This is a genomic window from Clostridium algoriphilum (assembly GCF_020443705.1).
Classification (GTDB): domain Bacteria; phylum Bacillota; class Clostridia; order Clostridiales; family Clostridiaceae; genus Clostridium_AD; species Clostridium_AD algoriphilum.
In genome coordinates this window covers 28,172-53,925 of record NZ_JAIZZK010000009.1, presented here as the reverse complement: position 1 = coordinate 53,925, position 25,754 = coordinate 28,172, and the positions used below count along the sequence as shown (strand labels likewise).

The window sequence follows — 25,754 nt, the reverse complement described above, 5'->3', positions numbered from 1 at the left end:
TGTTTAATTTTTAATTATTATTTGCCTTAGCATGCTAAATGTGGTTACAATTATTTTTAGAATGTTACATCTTCCCCGTAGTAAGCACTATTAAACATTTTTTCCATTATTTCATCATCAATTTCTCTTGGGTTAGATCCTGTACAGGCATCTAACACTGCGTTATGAGCAATGAATTTAACATTAGCTTTGAAATCTTCCTCTGTTATTCCGTAATCCTTCATTGTAAGAGGCATATTCATTTTAACGCTCAAATCTCTTACCATCTTAACTAGTGCATTGACTAAATCAGTATCTGTTTTTCCAACAAGTCCTAATCTCTTTGCAATAGTAGCATATCTATCTGCACAGTTTTTAGCATTATATTGGATAACAAATGGTAAGAAAATTGCATTAGCACATCCATGAGGAATATGGAAAACTGCACCTGTTTTATGAGCCATTGAATGAGCTATTCCAAGAAGTGCATTAGAAAATGCCATTCCAGCTAAACACTGAGCGTAATGCATTTGATTTCTAGCTTCTTTATCTCCTGCAAAAGATTTAAGTAAATGTTCATCTACCATCATTATTGCTTCCATAGCAAGTGGATCTGTAAATGCAGATCTTAAACCAGCAACATATGCTTCTATTGCATGAGTTAAAGCATCCATACCAGTAAATGCTGTAAGTTTTGGAGGCATCGTTTGTGCAAGTGCTGGATCAACTATTGCAATATCTGGAGTTAAGTTAAAGTCAGCCATTGGGAATTTTATTCTTTGTTTGTAATCTGTTATTACTGCAAAAGCAGTAACTTCAGTTGCAGTACCACTTGTTGAAGGAATAGCTACAAACTTTGCCTTTTGTCTTAGTTCTGGAAGTCCAAAAGGAATTATTGCTTGCTCAAATGTGAACTCTGGGTATTCATAGAATATCCACATAGCTTTAGCTGCATCTATTGGTGAGCCTCCGCCCATTGCTACAATCAAATCTGGCTGAAATTCTCTCATCGTAGCAGCACCACTCATAACTGTTTCCACAGATGGATCTGGCTCTACACCTTCAATTAACTTAACTTGGAATTTAGCTTCGGTCAAATAATCTACAACCTTATCTAAAAATCCAAATCTTTTCATTGAACCGCCACCTACAACAACTACAGCCTTTTTACCTTTTAATGTTTTTAAAGTCTCAAGTGCACCCTCTCCAAAATAAATATCTCTTGGTAATGTAAATCTTCCCATAATAAATTTTCCTCCCTATATTTTAATACTTCTGTTCACCTACCACTGATTTTAAAAATACTATGGCTAATTATTATATTATAATTATCAAGATTAAAAAGTAAAATCTCTAGTTTTATTGTAAAAATTAGATATAACTGGATTTTACTTGCTATTACAGTTTTCAGTCAGATAAAAGAGACTTATCTGGCGTTACAAGTATTTTAACGTGTTTCTTCTTTTCTGGTCCAGTTAAAGTTCCGAAGCCTTCTTCTACTATATCATCAAGAGCTATTTTTTTAGTTATATATCCGTCAGATTTAATTCTTCCGTCACTCATTTGTGCAATAGTTGCTGGGAATTCATGTCTATACGCTAATGTTCCTACTATTTTCTTTTCAGAGAATACTAAAACATTAGGATTAAAGTTCATTTCACCTTCCCAAATACTTGTTATAACCATAGTTCCTCCGTATTTTAAACTATCAATACCTATATCAAAGCCAATTTTTGCTCCAGTAGTTTCAAAAGCTGTATTTACGCCTAATCCACCTGTAAGTTTTTTAACTTCTTCAGCTATATTAACTTCATTTGGATCAAGAACATGGTCTGCCCCTGCTCTTTTTGCATATTCTTGCCTTATTGATTTTCTTTGTAATACTATCACCAAACTTGCCCCTGCAGCTTTTAGACATTTAATTGTTGCAAGTCCTATTGGCCCTGAACCAAGTACAATCGCAGTATCTCCAGTATTGAAATTAGCCATTCTTATTGAGTGAATAGCAACTGCTATCGGCTCAATCAATGCTGCTTGTTCATAGGACATGCTGTCAGGTATTTTATGCACATAATCTTCAGCGAATACAGTGTATTCCGCAAATCCACCGCCACTTCCACAAAGTCCATGAAATCCTAATAATGAACAAAGGTTATATTTTCCTTCTTTGCAAGCTGGGCATTTACCACAAGCCACAATAGGTTCCACTGTCACTCTGTCTCCAACTTTAATGTTAGTTACACCTTCACCAATTTCTACAACTTCACCTGAAAATTCATGACCTAAAACAACCGGTGCAACGTTACCAGTTAAAGGATGGGGTTGGCCAACTGGTATAAAAATTGGTCCTCCTAAATATTCGTGTAAATCTGATCCACATATTCCACACCATTTTACTTTTATTTTCACATTTCCTTTGATAACTTTTGGTTCTTCTATTTCCTCAACTCTAATATCTTTTTTCCCATACCATAATGCTGCTTTCATAATAAAAATTCCTCCTAAAATAATAAAATTAGTTTAAACTGTTTAACTCATCCTCTGCATGATAGGAACTTCTTACAAGGGGACCAGAAGCGCTTCAGCACAAATGGTATATGAACTGTATTTTTTCAATATATTACTGATATCACCTGTATTGGATCCAGCCTTTATTCTTATTTTTAACCACTCTGGTTTTTTTATACATATCATTTTATCACCTCATATTAAATTAATACATCCAAAATGTTTTGAAAAGATATGTAACAATCATCTTATTCAAGATTCATTTTTGAAAAAAAGTACCAAAGTGAGAATATTCATTTTCCCACCTTGGTATTATACTCAATTGTTATATTTTTTCATTTTTCTATAAAATGTAGTCTTTCCAATACCAATAAGTTTGCTTGCCTTAACAACATTTCCATCACAATATTCTAAAGCCTTAACAATTAAGTTTTTTTCAATTTCTTCTAACTTATAAGTTTTAAATCCATTGTCGTCGGGTATACCTATAGCATCTTCTATACGTTCTGCATGTTCTATCTCTTTTATATCTTCTATATGTTCATTGATATATTCAGGAATAAACAAACATGAAATTATATTATTTTCTGATAAATAATATGCTCTTTGAATAATATTTTCTATTTCTCTAACATTTCCTGGCCAATTGTATTTTTTAATGGAATTAATAAACCCTTTATCAAAAAACTTCTTGCTTTCTGAATTTTTATCATTTAACTGCTGTAAAAAAAGTTCTGCATAAACTTCAACATCTTCTAGACGCTCTCTAAGTGGAATTAGTTTTATATTAAATACATTTATTCTATAATATAGATCATCTCTAAAATTTTTTGTTTGGATTTGGTTGTACAAATTTCTATTTGTTGCAGTTATAACTCTTACATCTAGTTTTTTTTCGTACTTTCCACCAATCCTTGTTATGGTATGATTATCTAAAACTCTAAGCAACTTAGATTGAATCTCCAATGGCAATTCTCCAATTTCATCTAAGAAAATTGTTCCCTTATTTGCCAATTCAAACTTTCCAGGACATCCTTCTTTAGATGCACCAGTAAATGTACCTTTATCATAACCAAATAGCTCACTTTCTACTAAGTTCTTGGGTAAAGCTGCACAATTTATTGCTACAAATGGCCTGTCACGTCTAGTACTAGCATTATGAATAGAGTGTGCAAACAACTCTTTACCAGTCCCGCTTTCTCCAGTAATTAACACAGTACAATCATTGGCTGCAATTCTTTTAGCTTCTTCAATAAGAGATATCATTTTTAGATTTTTAGTTTTTATGTTATCAAAAGACCATTTTGAGTAAAACCCCGCTATTTTATTAACCACATGTCGTAAACTATCAGCTTTTTTAACAAGAATTACAAACCCTATATATTCTTTCTCATTTTTTACTGGTGTAACACTTACATTACATTCTACTCTGCTATTATTTAAATAAAAGCTAATTTCTCTATAGTTAATTTTATCGCTATTACTAAAATTATACATATCTTTAATTATGTCTTTCAGTAAGCCTCTTATATCAATTTTATGTATTTCTTGTCCAGATATATTTAATATTTCACAAATTTTCAAATTAAATTTTTTTATCATAAAATCATTATCTATAACTAAAATCCCATCCTCAATAGAATTAAAAGCTGCTCCCACCCACTTTCTTTGCTCATTTATTGAAAATTGTTTTTGTATAGCATTTGCAGCTTCAATAGCTATTCCAAGTGTATGTGAATGAAAATTATAAAAATGACCTGATAAATCAATAATACCTATAATTTTTCCTTTATCATTATGTATTGGTGCAGCAGAACAGCTCCATCCATGTTGTGCTTTACAATAATGCTCTGCGCTCAATGCATGAAATGGTTTATTTAGATAAAGGCATGTTCCAATAGCATTTGTACCCACATTTTCTTCATTCCAATTACATCCTTCCAAAAAGTTTAGCTCTTTATTTTTTTCAATTATCTCTTTATTTGCCATAACCTTAAGTATCACCCCATTCTCATCTGTTAATACAATGGAGTAATTTGTTTCATTTAAGAGTTTGAATATATCAAGCATTACAGGTATTGCTATTTCAATAAGTTCCTTATGTTCAACTAATATTTTATGAAATTGAACCTTATCTATCTCTACCCCTTTTATGTTTACATCAAGCTTATATTTTTTACATCTAATCCAAGAATCAAGAATGTCTTGTCTCATACCTTTAGGTATTTTGTTTTCTTCTACAAGCTCGCTCCATTTACTTTCGATTTTTGAGATATCAATCATAATTTACCACCTTCCCTAGTTATATACTAATTAATACTTCAGGTACATCATATAAAAAAGTTGATTTATTATATTTTATTTCAGTGATATGAACACTAATTTTCCTAATGATATATCAATTTTTTTTTGATTAGCTATGTTAATCACCACTTGAATTATTTATAGTTACTTTATGTTAATATTCTGCATTTCGCTATAAAAACCTCTAAAAAAAGGAAAGTCTGGATAGACTTCTCATCTAGTGTTCCTTAGTATTATAATTATCTCATTCATAATACATTGAAACTTTTAGGAAACAAATAAGGCACATGATTTCTCACATACCTTTTGGTTCTCCATATACTTTTATCATGCCATTCTTGTAATCAGTCAGGCCCTTAGACTATTCTGTTTTACTCTTTATATCCCCTCTAAGGCATCCTAATGATTATTACGTATAATCCCACATCTAAATAATTCATAAGGAATCTAATTATCATATTAGAGCCTATTTTTGAGATATTTGAGTATCTTCATTTGATTTTTCATAAGTTTTAATTGTATCTTCTAATAATTTTGAAAGTTTAACTGCATTTTTTATTAGACTATCTATTCTTTTTGAATTACCCATTTGATTAAATATTTCAGCTGATATCGAATAATAAAATGATTGTAATGCTAGGATATAATCTAACTTCTCTATATTTTCAATTGCATCACTATGTTTTTCCCATTTATCCATTCTAAGCATATTATCTAAATTTCTTTCTTTAAAATCTACAAAATCTGTTTTTTGAAGCATCATATATCTTTTCATTTCAATAAAATGATGTGAATTAAAATCTATTTCACTTTTAACTGACTTTAATGCTATTTTTTCCTGCTTTTTTTGTTCTAATTTTGCTAATTTTTTTTGATGTTTTTGTTCTAATATTGCTGAATTGTTTTGATTTTCAAGTTGTTTCTTTAGAGAATTTTTTGTAACTAAACATGTAACAATTCCTCCAACAATAGAACCTATAAATCCCGAAAAAAGAGTTGATATATATTGTATGTTAGTGTTAGTGTTAGTAAACATGTTACCCTCCTTTATTTTGTTTCTGCTGTATCTTTTTTAGACATTGGTACTGCTCGCCATATGTGCCTCTGTATAATCACTCTAGACTATTCGGCTTAATACCTATAAATTTTAATCATTGAGAATAAGAGTAACTAGAAAAAAACTAGTACAATTGCTAGGGTTTTTCTTAGATCTTAAGCCTCTAATTTTGACAATAACCCCTTATAGAACATCAAATTATATACAAAATAAAAGAGGACTAAATTAATAGTCCCCTTTTGTATGTAAAAAACAAAAAGCAGAAGGCATCTTTTGTGGAACACCTTCTCCAAATCCAATAAAGGACTTATAAAGAATACTATAAGCCTTCTTTATTATAAAGGACTTATTATAAATTATAAGCCTGTTTTTGACAAAAAGCAACAAAAAAACGTATATAAAAACGACTGATTACTTATATTATTTCCTAAAATTAAAAATCATTCAAGATAATTAAAATTATCTTGAATGATTTTATACTCTCTATTTGGAAATAGTAATGATTTTTAACATATCAAAAGACTACACTATTAAGTCTTTTTTATTATAAGATTTTATAACATTGTTATTAAAAAGCCTTTAAATTTCTAAGTAATAAAAGAGATGTAGACGTCTCTTTTATTACTTACAAAAATATAGAAAGTGGCAACTTTCACTATTTATAACATGCAATAAGTATGCCAATATTCTATATTTTTACATTTAGCTGAAAACATATTATTAAAAAGGCTTATACAAATATGGGTAAGCGAATACTACTACTCACTTTAAGGCAAACAAACTTATTAGTATTGAAAAGGGTACATCTTACAGAAAATGAAAAAGTATATCAAGTGAGTATAATCCCAAAATGGGAAAAACAGCTGAATATTTCCCACTTTGGTACTTTTTTTCCCGAAATGGGTCTTTAATAAGTAATTCATTTGTATTCCTAGCGTTTTTTGTTAAATAGAAATATCCCCCTCCTCAATTGATGTAGGAGTTAAATCATTATATAATTTAAATTGTTTTAAATCGGTGCCAATTTCAAATGTATCGTAATAGCTCTTATCTTTAAGTCTTTTTCCATATGCAATTAAGCTAAAATGTTCCCCAACTAATCTTTGCCCTATTCTTTCTACTTTAAAATAGAAATCACCAGTCCAAGATATTCTTTTTACATCAATTGGTAAATTTCTTCCTTTTGCAATATATAAATTATAGATTGTATCAGTTTCCCCTAAAGTATTATACCTAGTGATTGACTCAACAAGATTGTTTGAGATATCGTCAAATTTATTAATTAAAAATTGGTTTTTATCATTAATAGATTTATTGACACTATCATTTATCAATTTTAAGGTTACCTTTTGAAAATCCATTAACCCAGTATTTAATTGCTTATTAAATTCATCTAACATTGTTTTCTTTACTATATTATTACTCTTTATTCTTTTATTTTGGTCCTCAACATATCCTTGTAATTCATCTAATATATTTTTATTATTAATAGAATAATCATTTAACATGAAATTCACTTTTTTAATTGCATTATCCATTTGATGAGGCAAGTCATTAAAGTTGTTAAGTACAACTCCTAATTCATCTTTATGCAAGTCCAATTGTTGTTTTGATGACTGCAAAGATTTTAATAACTGTGGAATATTATCGTTAAAGTAATTAAAAATATCTTTCATGTTATCAGTAACAACAAGTAACCCTTTAATATAATCATTAGAATTTAAGTTTCTCTCTATTCCCTCTAGCTTTGTCACATTTTTTTCGACATTAAGGTATATATCCGTAAACTTTCCAACACTGTTTGATAAATCAGCAGCAGTATCAGCGCATTGTCTAAATTTCAATATCATCTCGCTTATATTTTCAACATTCTCCACCTCTAATAATTTTTTATTTTTATCATTCATGGATTGTCCCTATCCCCCGTCATTGCTATAATTCCTTTATTTATTTTATCTATATCATTTAACATATGAACTAATACATAATTTTCAATATAATTAAAATGAATCAACTGAGTAAACTCTTTATTAATAATATTATTTACCAAAACTTCATTTATACTATCTATTCCATACTCTTTTTCTAGTTCTTCAAAATTTTCATCTCCAGATAACATAGCTGCTAGTATAATCATGGATTTATCTCCACTTACCTTAGCATATTCCTTAGCATATTTATATTCACCTATTTGCAACATTATTTTAATTGCACTATCATATTCTTTTGCTTTTGCCTTTAATTTTGCTTCACACCGGGAAATGTTTTTATTATCTAAGTTTGCTCTTTTATATGCTGAAATCGCTTTGTCAAAGTTTTTAACTTCCTCAAGTTCTTTTGCCCTGAGCTCCCAGTATATAGTATCCTTATCCTCATTTTCTAAGTATAATTCTTCTGCATTAAACCCATCCACAAACTTAAACAATTGAGATAATTCTTTTTTTAAATACACATTTTCTACTTCATTATAAACACATAAGTATTTCCTTGCACGAGTAATAGAAACATAGAACATATTAAAGTAATAACGATATTTAGCATTTTTTTTCGCTTTTCCACTAAATATATCATCCCAATACGTAGAATATTTTCCAGTAAGATTATAACAAAATATATAATCGAACTCTAACCCCTTTATCTCTACAACTGTATATATATTAGTGGCCGGGCTTCCCATAATAATTTTTAAATATTCCCTATCTTCATCATCAGCCACAATTGTAGCTGCATTTGCTTTTTCATTAATTGCTAACAACATTTGTTTTAAACTATGGTCATCTTTACGTAAATACATCAATGGTTTACCTTCGTTTATAGCTTCTACTAGAAGCTCATTTTCTTCATTTAGCTTTGCAATATTTTTTTTTCTAATACTCGCAAGCTTGTTTGCAAGCTCTACTATATTTTTTTGGCTGCGATAATTCTTATTTAAATAACTTTCGCATATACTTTCACTATTGACTGAAAATAACTTTTTCAACCTACCAGAACTAAAGTATGTTGGATTAATTATTTGATTAACATCTCCTGCGAATAGAATATTTTCTTTGTTATGAATGAGATTATAAAAAAGATAGAGCTGTAATTCGGTCAAATCCTGTATCTCGTCAACAACTAAGTACTCAAAAGTTTTTTTAGGTTTCTTGCTTAATTTCATTATAGTTAATCCAGCAAGATCATTATCATCACATAGATCTTTACTGTCTATATACTCCTGATAATTTGTACATATAGAGTGTATTATTTTTCTCTCATCTTGTGAATATATAGAAACATCTTTGCTTAAATCTAGATATTCTTCCAATGATAGAATTCTTTTATCACAGTTTTTTCTAGTTTTCCTATACACAAATTTTATACTCATCTTATGTATTTTTTTTAAATCTTCAAATATTATCTTTTTTTCTTTTGTTGATATTTCTTCATCTGCATTTAGCGCTTCTTTAATTTTTTTAAATCGTTTCTCAGTTGCATCTTCACATATAATGTGTCTTTCGTCATTTCTATATCTTTTTATATATTTGTATTCATGCTCTAGTACTTTTCGTGATATCTCATTAATTTCTTTAAAAGAGATTGGACAATCCCTAATCCACTTAATTCCCATATATCCTTTAATTATTCCTCTAATCTCAGACCAAATATCAATAACATTTATATTAGATGATAACTCTATAGATCCTTTTATACCCTCAAAATTTTTATTAAACCAAACAAAATCAATAAATTGTTTTTCTTTTAATCCTAAAGTTTTTAGACAATAACTTTCAAGAGTATAAAAATCAATGTCCTTACTACTAGATGAAATTTTATTAAATAATTTTTTAGATTTGTTTTTTAATCCTTCTGAATATGTAAAATACGCTATTTCTCCTGATACTTTTTTAAAGTTATTTAATTTATGCAGGCAAACAAGTGTTTTACCACTACCTGCTCCTCCCAAAAGAATAGTAGGTTTCATATTACAAGCATATTCAGATTGTTGTTTACTAATATACACTTCTTTCATCTCATCATCTTGTTGAAATAGTTTTGATAGCTCATTTTCATTTTTTATATATACAATAGTTTTATCTAAATCAAAATAGTTTTTATCTTTATACTCATAAAATTCAAATTCTTCCTGTTTTACTTCTTCAATTTCTAAAAGTATTTCCTCAGTTTGTCTTTTAGCATCTATCTTCCGCACCTTATTTTCATCAAAATTTTTCGCTTCTTTATTTTGTTTATCATGAGGGGTATATTTAATCAAACAGATTCCTGAACCATATTCATTTCTATAGTTTTCTAAATACTTACTATAAGTAAACATAATCCTGTCTCCACTTGATGCTTTAAATTTAAACAAATGATTAGCATTATGAAATTTTTTCGTTTGTGCTGCTATAGATGTCCCATTTATTCCAGTTTTGCTATTATTTAGTTCTCTCTCTATTTTCTCGCATAATCTATCAACTTTTTCTCTTTTATTTGATGGTACACTTTTATAAAAATTATCTTGTATCAAAACTTTTCTCATATTTCTCACCTACTTTAAATTAAATAAATGCACAAATTTTATGATGATTCATAAATTAGCTTTAATACTGTATCAGTTATAGTCAGTTCTTCATACAAAAAAAAATTTCACCTTACTTAAATATACTTTATAATGTATATAGTAGAACTAACCTGCTTAACTTTTTTTATTAATAGTCTATATAAATTATAAAAGCAAACACACTTATGATAACTTGCACATACTTTTAAATAAATAGTGCAAACAAAAGCATCAATACATAAAATATATTGATGCTTTTGCATATATTAACAGTTTACCATTCTTTACTTATACAACTTTATTCTGCAACTCAAGAACTTCGAATTTATCACTATATAAAACTATTATCATAATCCCTTAGTTCATACTTTAATTCATACACTAATTTGCTTTTCTCTTCCTCCAATCTATTAAATATCTTCCCTCTAACTCTTACTAAATCGAATGCATTCGCTAAAGCTGTAATCATTTCAGCCTGATTCAAGTTATTTTCTTCTGCAAACCCTCTGAATTTTTTTATGTCGTCTTCCTGAACCCTAAAATTTTTGATCTTAACATCGCTCATTATTACGCCTCCATAGATTTTTATATAAAGTACATATACAATTGTAATATATGTAATCCATTACATTGTATTACAATTGTATATCTTATTTGCTAATAATGCAATGTTATATTACATAAAATAAACTAACTTTAGATTGCAATATAAAATGTCCAAGATTTAGAGAAAATATTTAATGAGAAATTACGGCCAAATTAACTCCAAAAAATGTCAAAATAGTTTACAAAATATTATAATACACTTATACTATTATAAACAAATATGATTGCTTGGAATATGCAAATAATTGACTTTAAAATTTCAGTATTAAGGATAGTAGAATGTTTTAAATCGCAAAAAATTTTAAGCATATATATAGTATAATAAGGAAAGAACATCAAAATAATGAACATTCTGGTATGACTTCAATAAATAATTCATAAATTATTTATTGAAGTATAAAAGATACGGGGGGAGACTTAGAAATTGTCAGAAATTATATTAGAAATGGATAATATAATAAAGAAATTTGAAAATGTGGAAGTAATTAAGAATATATCGCTTGCGATAAATAAAGGTGAATTTCTAACACTACTAGGGCCAAGTGGCTGTGGAAAAACAACAACCTTAAGAATAATAGCAGGTTTTGAAAATCCAACAAGTGGTAGTGTTCTGCTTGAAGGCCTACATGTTGAAAATAAGCAGCCTAATGAGAGAAATGTAAATACAGTATTTCAAAATTATGCATTATTTCCACATATGAATGTGTTTGAGAATATATCCTATGGTTTGAAAATTAGAAAGGTAAATAAAATAGAAATAAAAAAGAGAGTTATGGAAATGCTTAATTTAGTGCAACTAGAGGGATATGAAAAAAGAAAAATAGAAGGATTAAGCGGTGGACAAAAACAAAGAGTTGCAATAGGTAGGGCCCTAATAAATGATCCTAAAATATTACTCTTGGACGAGCCTTTAGGCGCACTTGACTTAAAACTTAGAAAGCAAATGCAAATTGAGCTCAAAAAACTACAGAAGAAGTTACAGATTACCTTTGTATATGTTACCCATGATCAAGAAGAAGCACTTAATATGTCTGATCGAATAGCAGTCATGAATGAAGGTATTATAGAGCAGATAGGAAGCCCTGAAGACATATATGAAAGACCGAAGACAAAATTCGTAGCAGGTTTTATTGGAGAATCTAATCTAATTAAGACTACTATAAAAAAAATTGATGAAGAAAAGATATTCGTTGAATTTGGTGGGTATGAAATGAACGTGAATTATAAGAATTATGATAATACAAAAAATAAGGAAAGCTATATTTTAGTCAGACCAGAAAACATTAAATATACTAGTGTAAAACCTCGTTATGGACTTAAATCAATAATAAAAGAACATAGTTATATTGGATCTATCATAAAAACTACTGTGGAACTTGAAAGTGGACAAGAAATCATGGTTTGTGATTATGATAAGAAAAAAGATTTGTTAGGTATAGGTAGTGAGGTCTGGGTGCATTTTGAACCTGAAGATGTAGTTATAGTTGAAGAAGGTTAGGTGAATAAAATGAGAAAGAAAAATGATAATATTTTAAAGAGTTTAACTATAGCGCCAATATCCTTTTGGATACTTTTTTTTGTTGCAATACCTCTTTTATATATTGTGTTTATTAGTTTTATGCAAAGAGGTGATGATGGTAGTATAGTCTATATACCAACTATCTCAAATTATACAAGAATGGCTAACTCATTATACGTTAAGGTATTTTGGGACTCTATTTTAGTAGCTTCTATTACAACTTTATTTACCTTGGGTTTTGGTTACCCTTTTGCATACTTTGCTACTAAGATAAAGAAGTATAAATTTATAATTATGATGCTAATAATGGCACCATTTTTAACTAATTCATTAATACGTACTTATGGGTGGATTGTAATTTTGAGTACAGGAGGAATGTTAAATCATGTTTTGCTTAAAATTGGTATTGTAAAAGAACCATTGAAAATGTTATATACATATGGAGCTGTAATGATTGGAATGATCTATACAATGCTTCCATTTATGGTACTTCCACTTTATAATTCTATAGATAAAATGGATAAAGCTTATATTGAAGCAGCTAAAGATCTTGGTGCAAGTAAATGGAAGACTTTTAGAACAGTTACTATTCCTCTAACTATGCCAGGAATAGTTGCTGGTTGTATTTTAGTATTTATACCATCTGTAGGGTTATTTTTCATACCGGATCTAATGGGTGGAAGCAATGTAATGCTTATTGGAAATCTAATTAAAAATCAATTCTTGGAAGCAAATGATTGGCCTTTTGGGGCAGCGCTATCAATAGTAATGATTTTTGTATCTTTAATTTTAATTTTGGTTTATGTAAAAATTATTGGTAAAAAGTTAGACGCGGAGGTGTTCTAATGAATTCAAAATTATCGACAGGACTTGAAAGAACATATATATTATGTATATTTGCGTTTTTATATGTTCCAATAGCAATCATTATTATGTACTCTTTTAATGCAGCTGAATCAAATGTAGTTTTCAGTGGATTTACTCTTGATTGGTACACTAAGTTATTTAACGATGATAATGTAATTACTGCACTTGTAAATAGCTTAACCATTGCAACTTTAAGTACCGCAATCTCTGCAATAATTGGAACGATCGGAGCATTTGGATTAAAAAGGTATGAATTTAAAGGAAAAGGAATAATAAGTTTTCTTGTTTATATCCCGATTGTAATTCCAGAAATAATTATGGGAATATCCTTACTAGTGTTTTTCTCAATTCTTGGGATTGATTTTGGTATACTTACTTTAGTACTAGCACATACAACCTTTTGTATACCATTTGTACTTATAAATGTTAAATCAAGACTCTCGGGTTTTGACTTGTCAATTGAAGAGGCAGCAATGGATTTAGGTGCATCAAAACTTACGGTGCTTAGAACAATTACACTTCCAATGATTTTTCCAGCAATTGTTTCAGGTGCCATGCTTGCATTTGCACTATCACTCGATGATGTAATCATAAATATTCTCTTAAGTGGACCAGAAAGTACCACACTTCCAATTAAGATATTCGCAATGCTTCGTTTTGGGCAGTCACCCGAAATAAACGCATTGTGTACAATAATGCTATTAACAACTTTTGTTGTTTTAATATTATCACAAGGTATAAAACTAAAAAGGGAAAAATAAAATACATTTCAAATGAAGTTTTACACTTATTAAAGAAATTAGGGGGATTTTAATGTTAAACAAGAGATTCAAAACTGTAAGCATTTTACTCGCAGCTTCCGTTATGGGACTTACACTTATAGGTTGTGGAAAATCAAATGCATCAAAAACTAATACTGAAAAAGTAGTTAATGTTTTTACTTGGGCAAATTATGTTCCAGATAACGTTATTAAAGATTATGAAAAAAAGACAGGAATTAAGGTGAATTATAGTAACTTTTCTACAAATGAAGAAATGCTTGCAAAGTTACAAGCATCTAAAGGTGGACAATATGATGTAATAATTTGTGCCGATTATATGGTTCAGATTATGGCGAAACAGAAAAACTTATTATTAAAGCCTATTAATAAATCTGCAATTCCTAATTATAAAAATTTAGATAAGGCTTATTTAGGTCAATATTATGATAAGACCAATAAGTATTCTGTGCCTTATTCACTTGGAAGTGAAATGATAGTTTATAATCCAGATAAAGTTAAAAAAGATATTAAAGGAATAAGTGATTTATGGGATCCTTCTTTGAAAGGTTCTACAGTTTTATTAAATGATCCAAGGTCTGTTATAGGTATGGCATTAACAAAGCTTGGTTATAGTATCAATGAGACAGATCCAGCAAAATTAGCCCAGGCAAAAGCAGAACTTGAAAAGCTTCGAGCTAACGTTAAAGTGTTTGATGCAGATACACCAATGACAAGCCTCATTAATGGAGATACAACAATTGGAGTTATGTGGGGTTCACAGGCATCAGCTGCAATTAAAGGTAATTCCAAGTTTAAAATAGTTTATCCAAAAGAAGGTATGCAGTTTGAAGAAGATAACTTAATAGTACCTGTAAACGCACCCCACGCAACAAATGCTGAAAGTTTTATAAACTTCGTACTTGGCGGTAAAGCAAGTAGCGATATTACATCTAGTATAGAATATATTAATGTTAATACAGCAGCTAAAAAATATATGTCACAGAAACTTCTCAATAACAAAGCTGTCTATATACCTAAAAAAGAATTCACTAAAGCTAAACATTTAGAGGATGCTGGTAGTGCATCTAAATTGTATGATTCGATTTGGTCAGAATTTAAACAACAATAGGAGTAAAATATAATAAACATGAGGCTTAAATTTATAAGCTTCATGTTTATTTGTTTAGTTAAGCAAAAATAATATAAAATTAATAATTTAATATTATTATAATAATAGATATAACTTATTTCATCAGATTTCATAGTATAATTATAAAATGACAAAGGTTTTAGTACCTAACACACCAGATATTAGAGGGAGAGATATTTATGAATAATAAGAAAGTTTGTGTAGTTGGCTTGGGCGGTGTTGGAGGATACCTGGGATGTATGCTTGCTCAGCATTATGATAATATATATTTTTTTGCCAGGGGTGAGAGGCTTGAGTCCATCAAAAAAAACGGACTACTATTGCATAGTGATGCTTTTGGTGAATTCACGACTCACCCTGCTAAGGCAAGTAATAAGGCTGATGAAATGGGTGTAATGGATTATATCATTCTTAGTGTCAAGAATTTTTCATTGGAACAGGTCTGCAATGAAATATCACCGATGATTGATCGGCATACTGTAATCATACCACTGCTCAATGGTGTTAGTGCTTCCGGTAAAATACGAAACTTAATTGGTAAAGGCCGTGTTTTGGATGGCTTGATTTACATTACATCCGGAGCCAATAAAGATTTTTCCATACACCATACCAGCTCTTATGGTGTTGTTCATATAGGTTATGAAAGAGGAAATCAATATGATGAGAACATATTATCAGAAGTTCAGAAATTACTTCAGAGTGCAAATATTACATGCGTAATAGAGAGTGATATAGAAAGTGCTATTTGGACAAAATATATATTAAATTGTGCTTATAATGTGGTAACCGCCTATTATAAAGCAACAACAGGAGACATCAGAAAAAATAAAATTGCCATCATGCAGCTGAAATCGCTCTTGGAGGAAGCTTGCAGCGTGGCACGCAAGCTAAAAATTAATATTGCAAGCGACCTTGAAGACGTACACTTTAAGCATATACTACAAAAACAGTCTGAATCAGCAACAAGTTCATTAAATAGAGATATTACCTTCGGAAGACAAAATGAGCTAGAGATTTTCTCTGGTCAATTACTTGAATCAGCATCAATTTGTCAGCTAAAAATTCCTATGACTCAATTTTTTTATGAAGAATTGAAGAAAGTCAGTCAATTTAATAAATATTTCAGCAGCTAATTAAATAAGGATACAATGCAAATTAGGGGTGATTATAATTAAAAAAATTATTGAAAGAGTGAAAATAATGTTTAGAAAATTTAAGTTAAAGCTTAAAAATTTGAAGAAGGAAATTGGAGCATTATATATTGCCTCTAAAAGAAGTGATGTACCTTGGTATGCTAAATTGATAATACTATTAGTAGTTGGATATGCTTTAAGCCCTATTGATTTAATACCTGATTTTATTCCTGTGCTTGGATACCTTGATGATTTGATTATAGTGCCTATTGGAGTAGTATTGGCAATTAGACTAATACCAAGTAATATTATGAATGAGTGTAGAGAACAATCAGAAAATACTTTCAAAGGCAGTAAATCTAAAAATTGGGTAGCAGGCGGTATTATACTTTTTATTTGGATTGTAATAATTATTTATATTTTGGAAAAGTTATTTTAATTATATTAGTACACATTGAATAGATTTTAAAATATTTATCTGAAATAAGGAAAATTAAAAACGTAAGTTTAGATTTTTGTATTGATTTACAATTAACCTAAGCCTACGTTTTTCATTTTACCCTATACTTTTCATAATAATTAAAGCAGTTTCCTCTATAGCTCTTTTAGTAACATCGATTGTTAAACATCTTGTTTTTTTCATTATTTTTTCCGCATAATCTAACTCTTCTAATATTCTTGAATCATTAGCATATTGAAAGTTAGAATTAAGTCCATTGAATTTACCCATTCTGTTTTTTCTTATTTCACTAAGCTCAAAAGGATTTATTGTAAGCCCTATGATTTTCTTTCCATGAATGTTATATAGCTCTTCTGGAACAGGCACTTCAGGCACTAAAGGTATATTTATTGCTTTAATGCCTTTATGAGCTAAATACATACATAAAGGAGTTTTTGAAGTCCTTGAAACACCTATAATCACTACGTCTGCATGTTTCAATCCATTGTAATCCCTACTATCATCATATTGTATAGCAAATTCCATAGCTTCTATTCTTTTATGATACTCCTTATCCACGTTCCATATTCCCCCCTGAATATATTCTGGCTGTTTATCTTAAAAAATGTACCTTACACTTTATAGTATCGTTACATCTTTTTCGATGTAACTCTGTATATCCTCTGAAGAAGTCATTGTTAGTATAACATCTGTAAAAATTTTCATATCACTGTAACTTAATGAGTGAATGAGTTTTCTTGCAGGTAAAATAGATATTGGACTCATACTAAATTCATCTAATCCCATTCCTAATAAAATAGGAATGAGTTTTCTGTCTCCAGCCATTTCACCGCACATTCCAACCCAAATGCCTTCTTTGTGTCCATTATCAATAACCATTTTAATAAGTCTTAAAACAGCTGGGTTAAATGGACTATAAAGGTCATGAATTTTTTCATTCATTCTGTCCACTGCACAAGTGTATTGAATTAAATCATTTGTGCCTATGCTAAGAAAATCTACATGTTTGGCCAATATATCACTTATAATTGCTGCTGACGGTACTTCTATCATCATGCCTACTTCTATGTTAGAATCATAGGAAACTTTACTTGTGTCCAGTTCTTCTTTAACTTCATTCAATATATCTTTTGCTAAAAGAAGCTCTTCTAAGCTAGAAATCATAGGAAACATAATTTTAAGATTACCGTACACACTTGCTCTTAGTAGGGCTCTTAATTGAGTCTTAAATAAAGCTGTTTCTTTCAAACAAATTCTAATAGCTCTATATCCTAAGAAAGGATTCATCTCTTTGTCAATGTTTAGGTAACTAAGTTCCTTATCTCCACCTGCATCTAATGTTCTAATAACAACTGGCTTTGGACTTAATGCTTCCAATACAGTTTTGTAGGAATCAAATTGCTCTTCTTCTGTTGGCAAACACTCTCTATTCATATAGATAAATTCAGTTCTAAACAATCCTACACCCTCCGCACCATTGTTTAAAAGTCCAGTAATATCTTCTGGTGTTCCAATATTTCCAGCTAATTCTACTTTTTTTCCATCAAAGGTTACACTTGCTTGGTCTTTAACTGATTGTAGCCCCTGTTTTATTTTTTCACACTCTTTTTTTAGCTTATTGTAGAGAGCAATATTCTCTGCATCTGGATTTATTAAAACCTTACCGCTATCTCCATCAATAATAACATAGTCACCCTGCTTAATTGTTGTAGTGATATTTTTCAAGCCAACAACGGCTGGGATTTCAAGACTTCTAGCCATAATTGCAGTATGGGAGGTTCTCCCTCCAACATTAGTTAAAAAACCAAGTACCTTTTCTTTATCCATGTTAGCAGTTTGAGAAGGGGTTAAATCATTAGAAACTAATAATACACTCTCCTTAAGTGTAGATAAATCCACTGATTTTATTCCAAGCATATATCCAAGCACTCGTTGGGAAACATCTCTAATGTCAGAAACTCTTTCTCTCATGTATTCATTATCCATACCTTCAAACAATTTTATAAAGTCTGTAGTCACTACCTTAAAGCAATAATCAGCACTGAATTTTTCAACTTCTATTTTGTCCACTGTACTTGATATCAGTTCAGGATCTTTTAGCACCATTAAATGAGCTTCAAAAATAGCGGCCTTTTCTTCGCCAAGTTCTTTTAGTGCTTTGTCTTTAATTTGTAACAATTCATTTTTTGAATCTTCTAAAGCTTTAAAAAATCTATTTTTTTCGGCTTCAATATCATTGATCATATTCTTTTTAATTACAAATTCTTCATTTTGTAAAAGTAAAACTTTTCCCATAGCAATTCCCGGTGAGACCCCTGTACCCAAAATCATATTGAAAACTCCTTCCTATTCTTCTCCAAATTTACTCTCTACTAAAATAAATATGCAAGCTCAAGATTTTTTTATGAGCTTGCACATTTATATCCACAGAAAACTAGTAATTATACGCCTTGGCACTAAAAGTATATTATTTCGTCTTCCCTCTATGTCTATTGCTAGTGCACTATAATAAAGACTTTCTCTTAAAAAATGCTTTATTTCTCTGTATTTAATATTTCACATTTGAAAATTTTATTAGCTTCATCTACAGACTTAGCTTCATAAAGTCTTGTAACATTAGCCTCAACTTTACAATAATTAACAATGTTTCTTAGATAGTTGAGATGATTATTTTCACCTTTTAATGCAAGTAAAAATATTATTCCAACATTAACTTTAGAATCTTCGTTACCCATTTCATTAAATTCAACAAAATTATCAGTTATTCCAAGCACAACTGCCTGTTTTATAACATTTTCAGCTACAGAATGTGGCACCGCAATGCCTATAGGTTTTGTAGGAAGTGCAGTCGGATAAGTTAGTTCCCTTTCTATTGTGGCAAGTCCATAATTTTCATTTACATACCCTTTTTCATGCAAATGATTAGCTAGGTAACTTATTGCCTCTTCCTTTGTTTTTATATTTTTTATCATTACTACATCATAAAATACATCAGTTTCATTATTCATAATACAATCCTCCTTTTAATTTTCTCCTTGAATATAGCACTTAGACTACAAATATTTTTCTAATTAGAAGTGAAATAACCATGAAAACATTTTATATACGATAACTATTTCAGGAGTACCTGCAGCGTCCCAAGTGGATATTAATCCTTTAGCAGGATTATATCCAAGAGTACTAGCTAACTGAGTCATAGGTCCAGCCATTAAAGTAGCACCCCAACAGAATAAGCAAGTTATTATGGAAAGTATAATTATATTGTGGGCAATATTCCCTTCAGTAATAGCATTAACTGCAGCACTTTGCCAAAGAATTATTATTAAACTTACAGAAGCAATCATTTGGTTGCCTGGAAGGAAAACAGATATAATTAACGCCAACGGATACATAATTAATGTTGTAGGAATAACTGATGGATGTCCTATAACAGTTGAACAATCAAGTGCTATACGTATATCGTCCCTTTTAAGTTTACTAACAATCATCTTTCTTGAAGCTTTTATAACTGGGAACCATCCTTCTACAAGTATTGCTGCCATTCTAGGAAGAAGAACAAATGCTGCAGCCATCTTAACTCCAAGCAAGAAAGAAGGCATAATTCCTATCTGACTAAATAAACCAATTAAGATACCTAATATTGCTCCCATCACTGAAGTTTCACCGAATATACCAAACTTTTCTTCTATGGTTTCAGCCTGGAGATTTATATTCTTGATAATAGGCGTTCTTTTTAAAACCCATTCAATAGGTATTGAAATACATGACTGGAAGGAAAAATGTCCACCATGAGGCCATGATCCACCAGGAGGAAAATTATTAATTTTCTCTATATATGGTGCCGCGATATCTGCTACCTTTACATCTACCATAAGGAATATTATTACAGCTGCTGTGGCAATTAAAAAACTTCCACTAGCAACCCCTACCATACCTCCGAGTAACATAGGTCTCCATGTATTAAAAACATCTACATACAAAGTTTGGGTATATCTTATAGACACTAAAAATACATTTGCTACTAAAAATACTAGTACACCAAAATAACCATACGTATTTCCAAAAGCATATCCCAAAGAACCCCAACCAATGTCCGTTATACTTTTATTAATTCCATAAATTGAAATCATGTTTGCTATTGGCATCGCCATCTGTGACTGTATTAAATCTACAACAAGAAATATACCGGTAAGTCCTATTGAAACCTTCAATGAACCAAGTATTGCTTTCCTCAGTGGAACTCTTACAATCAGCGAAACTATAAGAATAATACTTATTACAGTTACAGTAGAATTAAATCCGAAAAAAGCTGATAAGGTTGTATTTATTAAATGTATAAATCCCATAATACTATTCCCCCTAAAAATTATTTATAACTGTATACTAGGCCTAGTGGGTAAATTCACAATCTTATTATAGATTAAATTATAATGTTTATTATTGTATTTTCTTGATTTCTTCTACTATCTCATCCAATGCTTTTTTAGCAGCTACATCATCAAGCATTATTCCTAAAGCTCTTACCATAGGAATTGAATACGTTTTCTTTAACTGCACAGTTGTAACAAGTAGATCAGCTCCATCTATTGAATCCTCTAAATCACTTACTCTACATATTTCAATTTTTACATTTTTAAATCCTTCTTGTTTAATTCTGTCTTCAATATCCTCTTTTAAGTAATTTGATGTGCATATTCCTGCTCCACAACAACATAAAATTTTTATTTTATCTTTCATATTTTTTCGTCTCCTTCTATACATATTTATTGAATATATAAACTAAATCGAATTTTACCTAATATTTTTATTTTACCCTATTATTAGATCCTAATAATATTATTTTATCTCTAACAACATCTTTCATTGCTTCTAATGGTCGAGCATAAGCTGTAATTGGCCAAATAGACATTTGTTCCTTACTGTTTAGCAATTCCTTTAGTGATGTAAAGAACCCTGCTAGCATTTCTGAAAATATATTTAATTTACATATTCCAAGTTCAACAGATTTTTTTATTGCTTCATCAGGTGTTCCCGATCCACCATGCATTACCAATGGTAATGTTGAAATTTTATTTAAATCATCGAGTCTATCAAAGTGTAGTTTTGGCTCGTTTACATATACCCCATGTGCAGTTCCAACTGCAACAGCTAATGCATCAATACCTGTACTTTTAATGAAATATTCCATTTCTTTTGGATTTGTTAAAAAATCATCAGGATTATCATATGCATCTTTATCATCTTTTACTACGCCTGTTTCTGAATTTCCTACAATTCCATCACCAACATGGCCTAATTCCGCTTCTACGGACACATTAAATTTATGTGCATATTCCACAACTTCTTTAGTAATTCTTATATTTTCTTCTAATGGTAGTACAGATCCATCAAACATAACAGATGTAAACCCATTATCTATTGATTTCTTAATAAAATCCACATCTGTTGCATGGTCTAAATGTAAACAAACTGGTACACTAGCCTTCTTAGCCATTGCTTTTAGTGCAGTTGTCCAATATTGTAGCCTATCTCCTTCTAGATCAACCTTTAATCCCATTAAAATCACTGGTGATTTTAGTTCTTCCGCTACCTCTATAACTGCCATAGCCATATCATTATTGCTTACATCAAATGCACCTACTGCATACTTATTTTTTCTTGCATCGCTTAATATGCTTTCTAAATTTACCAATCCCATTTTAATTCCCTCCCATATCTTTACTATTGCCTCATTGACATTCCACAAGTTACAATATCTATCCTACTTTTTAAATTTAAATTTATAATTTTCTACAGCTATTTGTATTTTCGCTATAAGTGTCTTTATTTACAACATATCTTGACTTAACTCCAGTTAAAACTTTAATCATTTCAGCTGCTAAAAGTTTTGGTGAATTAGTAAATGCATCTTTAGTTCCACCAGCTAAATGAGGTGTTACAGTAATATTTTCTAAAGTAAGCAATGGATACTCTTTACTTGGTGGCTCTTCATCGAAAACATCTAATGCAGCACCAATAATTTTTTTATTTTTTAATGCATCATACAATGCCTTTTCATCAATTAACCCAGATCTTGCAGAATTAATTAAGTATGCAGTTGGCTTCATTAAGCTTAATAAATCTTTATTAATTAACCCTTCCGTATCTTTTGTTAACCTTGCATGTAAAGTCACAAAATCAGAAATTCTCATTAATTTTTCTAATGTTACCATTTCCACATCTAAAACTTTGCCCCTAAAAAAAGGATCATATGAAACAATCTTCATATCAAAACCAGCTAATCTTTTTGCAACTTTTCTTCCTATTTCTCCAAAACCAATAATTCCTACTATTTTATCAGCTAAATCAGGAACAGAATCAGCATTTGTATAATCCCTAACCCATTTACCATCTTTTAAATTCAAATGACTCTTTGATATATTTCTGCATTCAGAAATTAGAAGTCCCACTGTGAAATCGGCCACGGCATTTGCATTTCTTCCTGGTGTGTTAAATACAATAATTCCTTTTTCATCTGCATACTGAAAATTTATATTTTCATATCCACCTCTTAAAACACCAACAGCTTTTAAATTATCGCAATAATCAATCAGTTTTTTTGTTATTGGACAAAATTGCGTAATGATAATATCTGCATCTTTTACCGCGTCAAAAATATATTTGGGTGGCTCATACGCTTCACTCCCTCCAGTTTCAACCATAAGATTAATGTTTTGTAGTTCTTTATAACTTTCCAGCCTCCATTGAATAGTTTCTACTTTAACTCCCTGCTCTTCAAAGTTTTTAAATCCTTCTTTAATGTAGTTTTCTGGAATTAATGAGTCACCTATTCCAACTATTTTCATGCTCATCCCTCCTTTTATTTAAATTATTCAATGTTATTTTTAGATTATATTACACTACACAACTAATTTATTTTGTTTTCATATCCCACAAGGATTTACAACTTGTAGTAGCTCCTACAAATCCAGCTTCTTTCGCCTTATGAATCATATCTACATCATCAATGAACCCACCCAAAAACAATGGCACATTTTTAACTTTTCTTATTTTTTCGATAAATTTTATACCATAAATGCATGGTCTTATTTCTATTGCAGCACATTTAGAACCTGGAATAGATTTTAACGAAGTATCAAAAGATTTAGAATCCATTAATGTAATCCTTTGTATTGTATCTAATCCAATATTGTTCAACATATTTATCTTAGATGTACTAGCACCAATTACAACATCGACTTTATACAACTGTTTTATAAAAAGAATTCCTATTTTATCTAGATTTAAACCTCCTATCAATTCCAGATTAACTATTACCTTTTTATTAGCTTTATGACACATATCTGCAAGAGATCTTAAATTACCTATATGAGTTTCACTTAATAGTATGTATGGATTATCAAGTGTAAGCGCATATGCTAGATCTTTAATCATCCTCACAGAGGGAATTATTAAAAATTTGTTTCCTTTAATGTCCATATGTTTCATTCTCCAATTCATTCATATTTTATTTATATTACCTCCCTTTTACATTATATATTCAACACTTACTTGTCAACAATGAATCTGAATTACTTAGTTACGTACATTTTGCATTGGTACACCTTGCAAATAATTTTTAATATCATCAAAACCTATTTCAACAGAATTACGCATAGTATCACATGACGTACCTGCCAAGTGCGACGTAAGTGTAATATTTTCTAATTTCAAGAATGGACTATCAGATGGTAATGGTTCGTTATCAAATACATCGATAGCAGCACCACCAATGGATTTTGTTTGTAATGCATGAATAAGTGCATCTGTATCGACTATACCAGCACGTGCAGTATTTATAAAATATGCAGTGGATTTCATTTGAGAAAATTCTTTTTCCCCAATGAACTTATTGGTTTTGTCTGAAAGACGTATGTGCACTGTAACAAAATCAGATTGTGCTAATAACTCCTCAAATGTTACTGCTGTACATCCGGCTTCTTTGATAACCTTAGGATCCATAAATGGATCATATATAATAACTTTAGAACCAAAACCACTTAATCTTTTAACAAGCTGACGCCCAATATAACCAAAGCCAATGATACCTACAGTACATGTACGCATATCATGAATATATTCTTGGTTTACAAATTTTTTACACCATTTTCCTTCAGAAATACACTTATGACTACGTGCGATATTCTTATTTTCAGCAATCATCATACCAACAGTAAAATCAGCTACAGCATGAGCACTCCTCCATGGTGCATTTATAAGCTTAATACCACGTTCAGTTAATGCTTCTACATCAGCGTTTTCATAACCACCTCGTAATACGGCAGCAACCTTTAAATTCTCAGAGGCGTTAATAACTTCTTTATTTATGGAAGCAACATGTACCACTATAATATCTTTATCCTTGCAAGCATCTAGTAAAGGCTTGTAAGTAGGAGCAGCAGCAACACCACCTAATTCAATTTGAAGCATACGGTCAGTGATAGGTCCCATAGCATACATATCTTTGTCTTCTATCATAGATACTTCAGCACCATATTTCTCAAGCTCAAACATTTTTTTCATTAGTTTGGAAGTAACTCCACCGTCAGATACAAGTAAAATTTTTGTCTTTTTCATAATAATTCATTCTCCTTTTTTTATAAATTACGTTGCAAGAAATAAGATAATTTAAGAGATTCTCCAAAATCCATCAGTTAAGTAATTTTTATAAAAAAAATTCGACTAAAAGCTATTATAAATTATAATAGCTTTTAGTCGAATTCAATTACTCTATTCAACTAGTTATTTTGTTTTCTGAATACTTACAAAGTATATATTGATATATTAAGTAAGTTTATAATATGATTGTATACGGTTTCTTTTGATTTGTC

Annotated in this window: 21 protein-coding genes and 1 pseudogene; 6 read left to right on the top strand and 16 right to left on the bottom strand. The window is 30.1% G+C overall.

The window, feature by feature from the left end:
- Window positions 1-56 precede the first annotated feature (56 nt).
- The 7 genes from LGK95_RS08895 to LGK95_RS08865 form a co-directional block, all read right to left on the bottom strand.
- Entirely contained in the window at window positions 57-1,223 is a 1,167-nt protein-coding gene (locus LGK95_RS08895; RefSeq protein WP_226124224.1) for an iron-containing alcohol dehydrogenase, read from the bottom strand.
- 163 nt (window positions 1,224-1,386) lie between these two features.
- Window positions 1,387-2,466, bottom strand: a complete 1,080-nt coding sequence (locus LGK95_RS08890) for a 2,3-butanediol dehydrogenase (protein ID WP_226124222.1) — start codon at window positions 2,464-2,466, stop codon at window positions 1,387-1,389.
- 339 nt (window positions 2,467-2,805) lie between these two features.
- The gene (locus LGK95_RS08885) at window positions 2,806-4,770 is read right to left on the bottom strand and encodes a sigma-54-dependent Fis family transcriptional regulator (RefSeq protein WP_226124220.1); all 1,965 of its coding nucleotides are present in this window, start codon (window positions 4,768-4,770) and stop codon (window positions 2,806-2,808) included.
- A gap of 487 nt (window positions 4,771-5,257) precedes the next feature.
- On the bottom strand, window positions 5,258-5,827 hold the full coding sequence (locus LGK95_RS08880; RefSeq protein WP_226124218.1) for a hypothetical protein: 570 nt from the start codon (window positions 5,825-5,827) through the stop codon (window positions 5,258-5,260).
- Between the two features lie 965 nt (window positions 5,828-6,792).
- A complete protein-coding gene (locus LGK95_RS08875; RefSeq protein ID WP_226124216.1) occupies window positions 6,793-7,755 on the bottom strand; it encodes a hypothetical protein in 963 nt (320 codons plus the stop codon).
- Window positions 7,752-10,367, bottom strand: coding sequence for a UvrD-helicase domain-containing protein (locus LGK95_RS08870; RefSeq protein ID WP_226124214.1), 2,616 nt, complete (start codon window positions 10,365-10,367; stop codon window positions 7,752-7,754). Before LGK95_RS08870 ends, LGK95_RS08875 begins: the two co-directional genes overlap by 4 nt.
- 352 nt (window positions 10,368-10,719) lie before the next feature.
- Window positions 10,720-10,953, bottom strand: coding sequence for a hypothetical protein (locus tag LGK95_RS08865; RefSeq protein WP_226124213.1), 234 nt, complete (start codon window positions 10,951-10,953; stop codon window positions 10,720-10,722).
- Window positions 10,954-11,418: 465 nt separating this feature from the next.
- On the opposite strand from LGK95_RS08865, the gene LGK95_RS08860 reads away from it, so the two are divergent.
- The 6 genes from LGK95_RS08860 to LGK95_RS08835 all read left to right on the top strand — a co-directional run bounded on the left by LGK95_RS08860 (window position 11,419) and on the right by LGK95_RS08835 (window position 16,863).
- Window positions 11,419-12,492: an ABC transporter ATP-binding protein gene (locus LGK95_RS08860; RefSeq protein ID WP_226124212.1), complete on the top strand. Its 1,074-nt coding sequence runs from the start codon at window positions 11,419-11,421 to the stop codon at window positions 12,490-12,492.
- A gap of 9 nt (window positions 12,493-12,501) precedes the next feature.
- Window positions 12,502-13,359, top strand: a complete 858-nt coding sequence (locus LGK95_RS08855) for an ABC transporter permease (RefSeq protein WP_226124211.1) — start codon at window positions 12,502-12,504, stop codon at window positions 13,357-13,359.
- Window positions 13,359-14,141: an ABC transporter permease gene (locus tag LGK95_RS08850; RefSeq protein ID WP_226124210.1), complete on the top strand. Its 783-nt coding sequence runs from the start codon at window positions 13,359-13,361 to the stop codon at window positions 14,139-14,141. The genes LGK95_RS08855 and LGK95_RS08850 overlap by 1 nt, the downstream gene beginning before the upstream one ends.
- A 52-nt stretch (window positions 14,142-14,193) precedes the next feature.
- Window positions 14,194-15,270: a polyamine ABC transporter substrate-binding protein gene (locus LGK95_RS08845; protein ID WP_226124209.1), complete on the top strand. Its 1,077-nt coding sequence runs from the start codon at window positions 14,194-14,196 to the stop codon at window positions 15,268-15,270.
- 200 nt (window positions 15,271-15,470) lie between these two features.
- Window positions 15,471-16,424: a ketopantoate reductase family protein gene (locus LGK95_RS08840; RefSeq protein WP_226124208.1), complete on the top strand. Its 954-nt coding sequence runs from the start codon at window positions 15,471-15,473 to the stop codon at window positions 16,422-16,424.
- A gap of 67 nt (window positions 16,425-16,491) precedes the next feature.
- Complete coding sequence (locus LGK95_RS08835; RefSeq protein ID WP_226124205.1) at window positions 16,492-16,863, top strand: YkvA family protein; 372 nt, start codon at window positions 16,492-16,494, stop codon at window positions 16,861-16,863.
- A gap of 117 nt (window positions 16,864-16,980) precedes the next feature.
- On the opposite strand, the pseudogene LGK95_RS08830 reads toward LGK95_RS08835, so the two are convergent.
- The 9 genes and pseudogenes from LGK95_RS08830 to LGK95_RS08790 all read right to left on the bottom strand — a co-directional run.
- Window positions 16,981-17,481 (bottom strand): annotated as a pseudogene (locus LGK95_RS08830) (pyruvate, water dikinase regulatory protein); the annotation flags it as partial.
- Window positions 17,482-17,502: 21 nt separating this feature from the next.
- A complete protein-coding gene (ptsP, locus tag LGK95_RS08825; protein WP_226124203.1) occupies window positions 17,503-19,215 on the bottom strand; it encodes a phosphoenolpyruvate--protein phosphotransferase in 1,713 nt (570 codons plus the stop codon).
- 203 nt (window positions 19,216-19,418) lie between these two features.
- Window positions 19,419-19,892 (bottom strand): PTS sugar transporter subunit IIA, encoded by a 474-nt coding sequence (locus LGK95_RS08820; protein ID WP_226124201.1) that lies wholly within the window; start codon window positions 19,890-19,892, stop codon window positions 19,419-19,421.
- A 63-nt stretch (window positions 19,893-19,955) separates the two neighbouring features.
- Complete coding sequence (locus LGK95_RS08815; RefSeq protein WP_226124199.1) at window positions 19,956-21,230, bottom strand: PTS transporter subunit IIC; 1,275 nt, start codon at window positions 21,228-21,230, stop codon at window positions 19,956-19,958.
- 91 nt (window positions 21,231-21,321) lie between these two features.
- Complete coding sequence (locus tag LGK95_RS08810) at window positions 21,322-21,621, bottom strand: PTS sugar transporter subunit IIB (RefSeq protein ID WP_226124197.1); 300 nt, start codon at window positions 21,619-21,621, stop codon at window positions 21,322-21,324.
- Between the two features lie 67 nt (window positions 21,622-21,688).
- Window positions 21,689-22,582, bottom strand: coding sequence for a class II fructose-bisphosphate aldolase (locus tag LGK95_RS08805; protein ID WP_226124195.1), 894 nt, complete (start codon window positions 22,580-22,582; stop codon window positions 21,689-21,691).
- Window positions 22,583-22,664: 82 nt separating this feature from the next.
- Window positions 22,665-23,729: a 2-hydroxyacid dehydrogenase gene (locus LGK95_RS08800; protein ID WP_226124194.1), complete on the bottom strand. Its 1,065-nt coding sequence runs from the start codon at window positions 23,727-23,729 to the stop codon at window positions 22,665-22,667.
- 67 nt (window positions 23,730-23,796) lie between these two features.
- On the bottom strand, window positions 23,797-24,363 hold the full coding sequence (locus LGK95_RS08795; protein ID WP_226124193.1) for a glycerol-3-phosphate responsive antiterminator: 567 nt from the start codon (window positions 24,361-24,363) through the stop codon (window positions 23,797-23,799).
- A gap of 96 nt (window positions 24,364-24,459) precedes the next feature.
- Window positions 24,460-25,500, bottom strand: coding sequence for a 2-hydroxyacid dehydrogenase (locus LGK95_RS08790; RefSeq protein ID WP_226124192.1), 1,041 nt, complete (start codon window positions 25,498-25,500; stop codon window positions 24,460-24,462).
- Window positions 25,501-25,754: the final 254 nt, after the last annotated feature.

What these genes read in the sequence shown, in the direction of transcription:
- LGK95_RS08880 (WP_226124218.1), bottom strand. Translation starts at nt 5,827, where the DNA reads ATGTTTACTAACACTAACACTAACATACAATATATATCAACTCTTTTT.
- LGK95_RS08835 (WP_226124205.1), top strand. Translation starts at nt 16,492, where the DNA reads ATGTTTAGAAAATTTAAGTTAAAGCTTAAAAATTTGAAGAAGGAAATT.
- LGK95_RS08790 (WP_226124192.1), bottom strand. Translation starts at nt 25,500, where the DNA reads ATGAAAAAGACAAAAATTTTACTTGTATCTGACGGTGGAGTTACTTCC.
- LGK95_RS08855 (WP_226124211.1), top strand. Translation starts at nt 12,502, where the DNA reads ATGAGAAAGAAAAATGATAATATTTTAAAGAGTTTAACTATAGCGCCA.
- LGK95_RS08870 (WP_226124214.1), bottom strand. Translation starts at nt 10,367, where the DNA reads ATGAGAAAAGTTTTGATACAAGATAATTTTTATAAAAGTGTACCATCA.
- LGK95_RS08840 (WP_226124208.1), top strand. Translation starts at nt 15,471, where the DNA reads ATGAATAATAAGAAAGTTTGTGTAGTTGGCTTGGGCGGTGTTGGAGGA.
- LGK95_RS08815 (WP_226124199.1), bottom strand. Translation starts at nt 21,230, where the DNA reads ATGGGATTTATACATTTAATAAATACAACCTTATCAGCTTTTTTCGGA.
- LGK95_RS08805 (WP_226124195.1), bottom strand. Translation starts at nt 22,582, where the DNA reads ATGGGATTGGTAAATTTAGAAAGCATATTAAGCGATGCAAGAAAAAAT.
- LGK95_RS08850 (WP_226124210.1), top strand. Translation starts at nt 13,359, where the DNA reads ATGAATTCAAAATTATCGACAGGACTTGAAAGAACATATATATTATGT.
- LGK95_RS08810 (WP_226124197.1), bottom strand. Translation starts at nt 21,621, where the DNA reads ATGAAAGATAAAATAAAAATTTTATGTTGTTGTGGAGCAGGAATATGC.
- LGK95_RS08885 (WP_226124220.1), bottom strand. Translation starts at nt 4,770, where the DNA reads ATGATTGATATCTCAAAAATCGAAAGTAAATGGAGCGAGCTTGTAGAA.
- LGK95_RS08875 (WP_226124216.1), bottom strand. Translation starts at nt 7,755, where the DNA reads ATGAATGATAAAAATAAAAAATTATTAGAGGTGGAGAATGTTGAAAAT.
- LGK95_RS08865 (WP_226124213.1), bottom strand. Translation starts at nt 10,953, where the DNA reads ATGAGCGATGTTAAGATCAAAAATTTTAGGGTTCAGGAAGACGACATA.
- LGK95_RS08800 (WP_226124194.1), bottom strand. Translation starts at nt 23,729, where the DNA reads ATGAAAATAGTTGGAATAGGTGACTCATTAATTCCAGAAAACTACATT.
- LGK95_RS08795 (WP_226124193.1), bottom strand. Translation starts at nt 24,363, where the DNA reads ATGGACATTAAAGGAAACAAATTTTTAATAATTCCCTCTGTGAGGATG.
- LGK95_RS08845 (WP_226124209.1), top strand. Translation starts at nt 14,194, where the DNA reads ATGTTAAACAAGAGATTCAAAACTGTAAGCATTTTACTCGCAGCTTCC.
- ptsP (WP_226124203.1), bottom strand. Translation starts at nt 19,215, where the DNA reads ATGATTTTGGGTACAGGGGTCTCACCGGGAATTGCTATGGGAAAAGTT.
- LGK95_RS08895 (WP_226124224.1), bottom strand. Translation starts at nt 1,223, where the DNA reads ATGGGAAGATTTACATTACCAAGAGATATTTATTTTGGAGAGGGTGCA.
- LGK95_RS08890 (WP_226124222.1), bottom strand. Translation starts at nt 2,466, where the DNA reads ATGAAAGCAGCATTATGGTATGGGAAAAAAGATATTAGAGTTGAGGAA.
- LGK95_RS08820 (WP_226124201.1), bottom strand. Translation starts at nt 19,892, where the DNA reads ATGAATAATGAAACTGATGTATTTTATGATGTAGTAATGATAAAAAAT.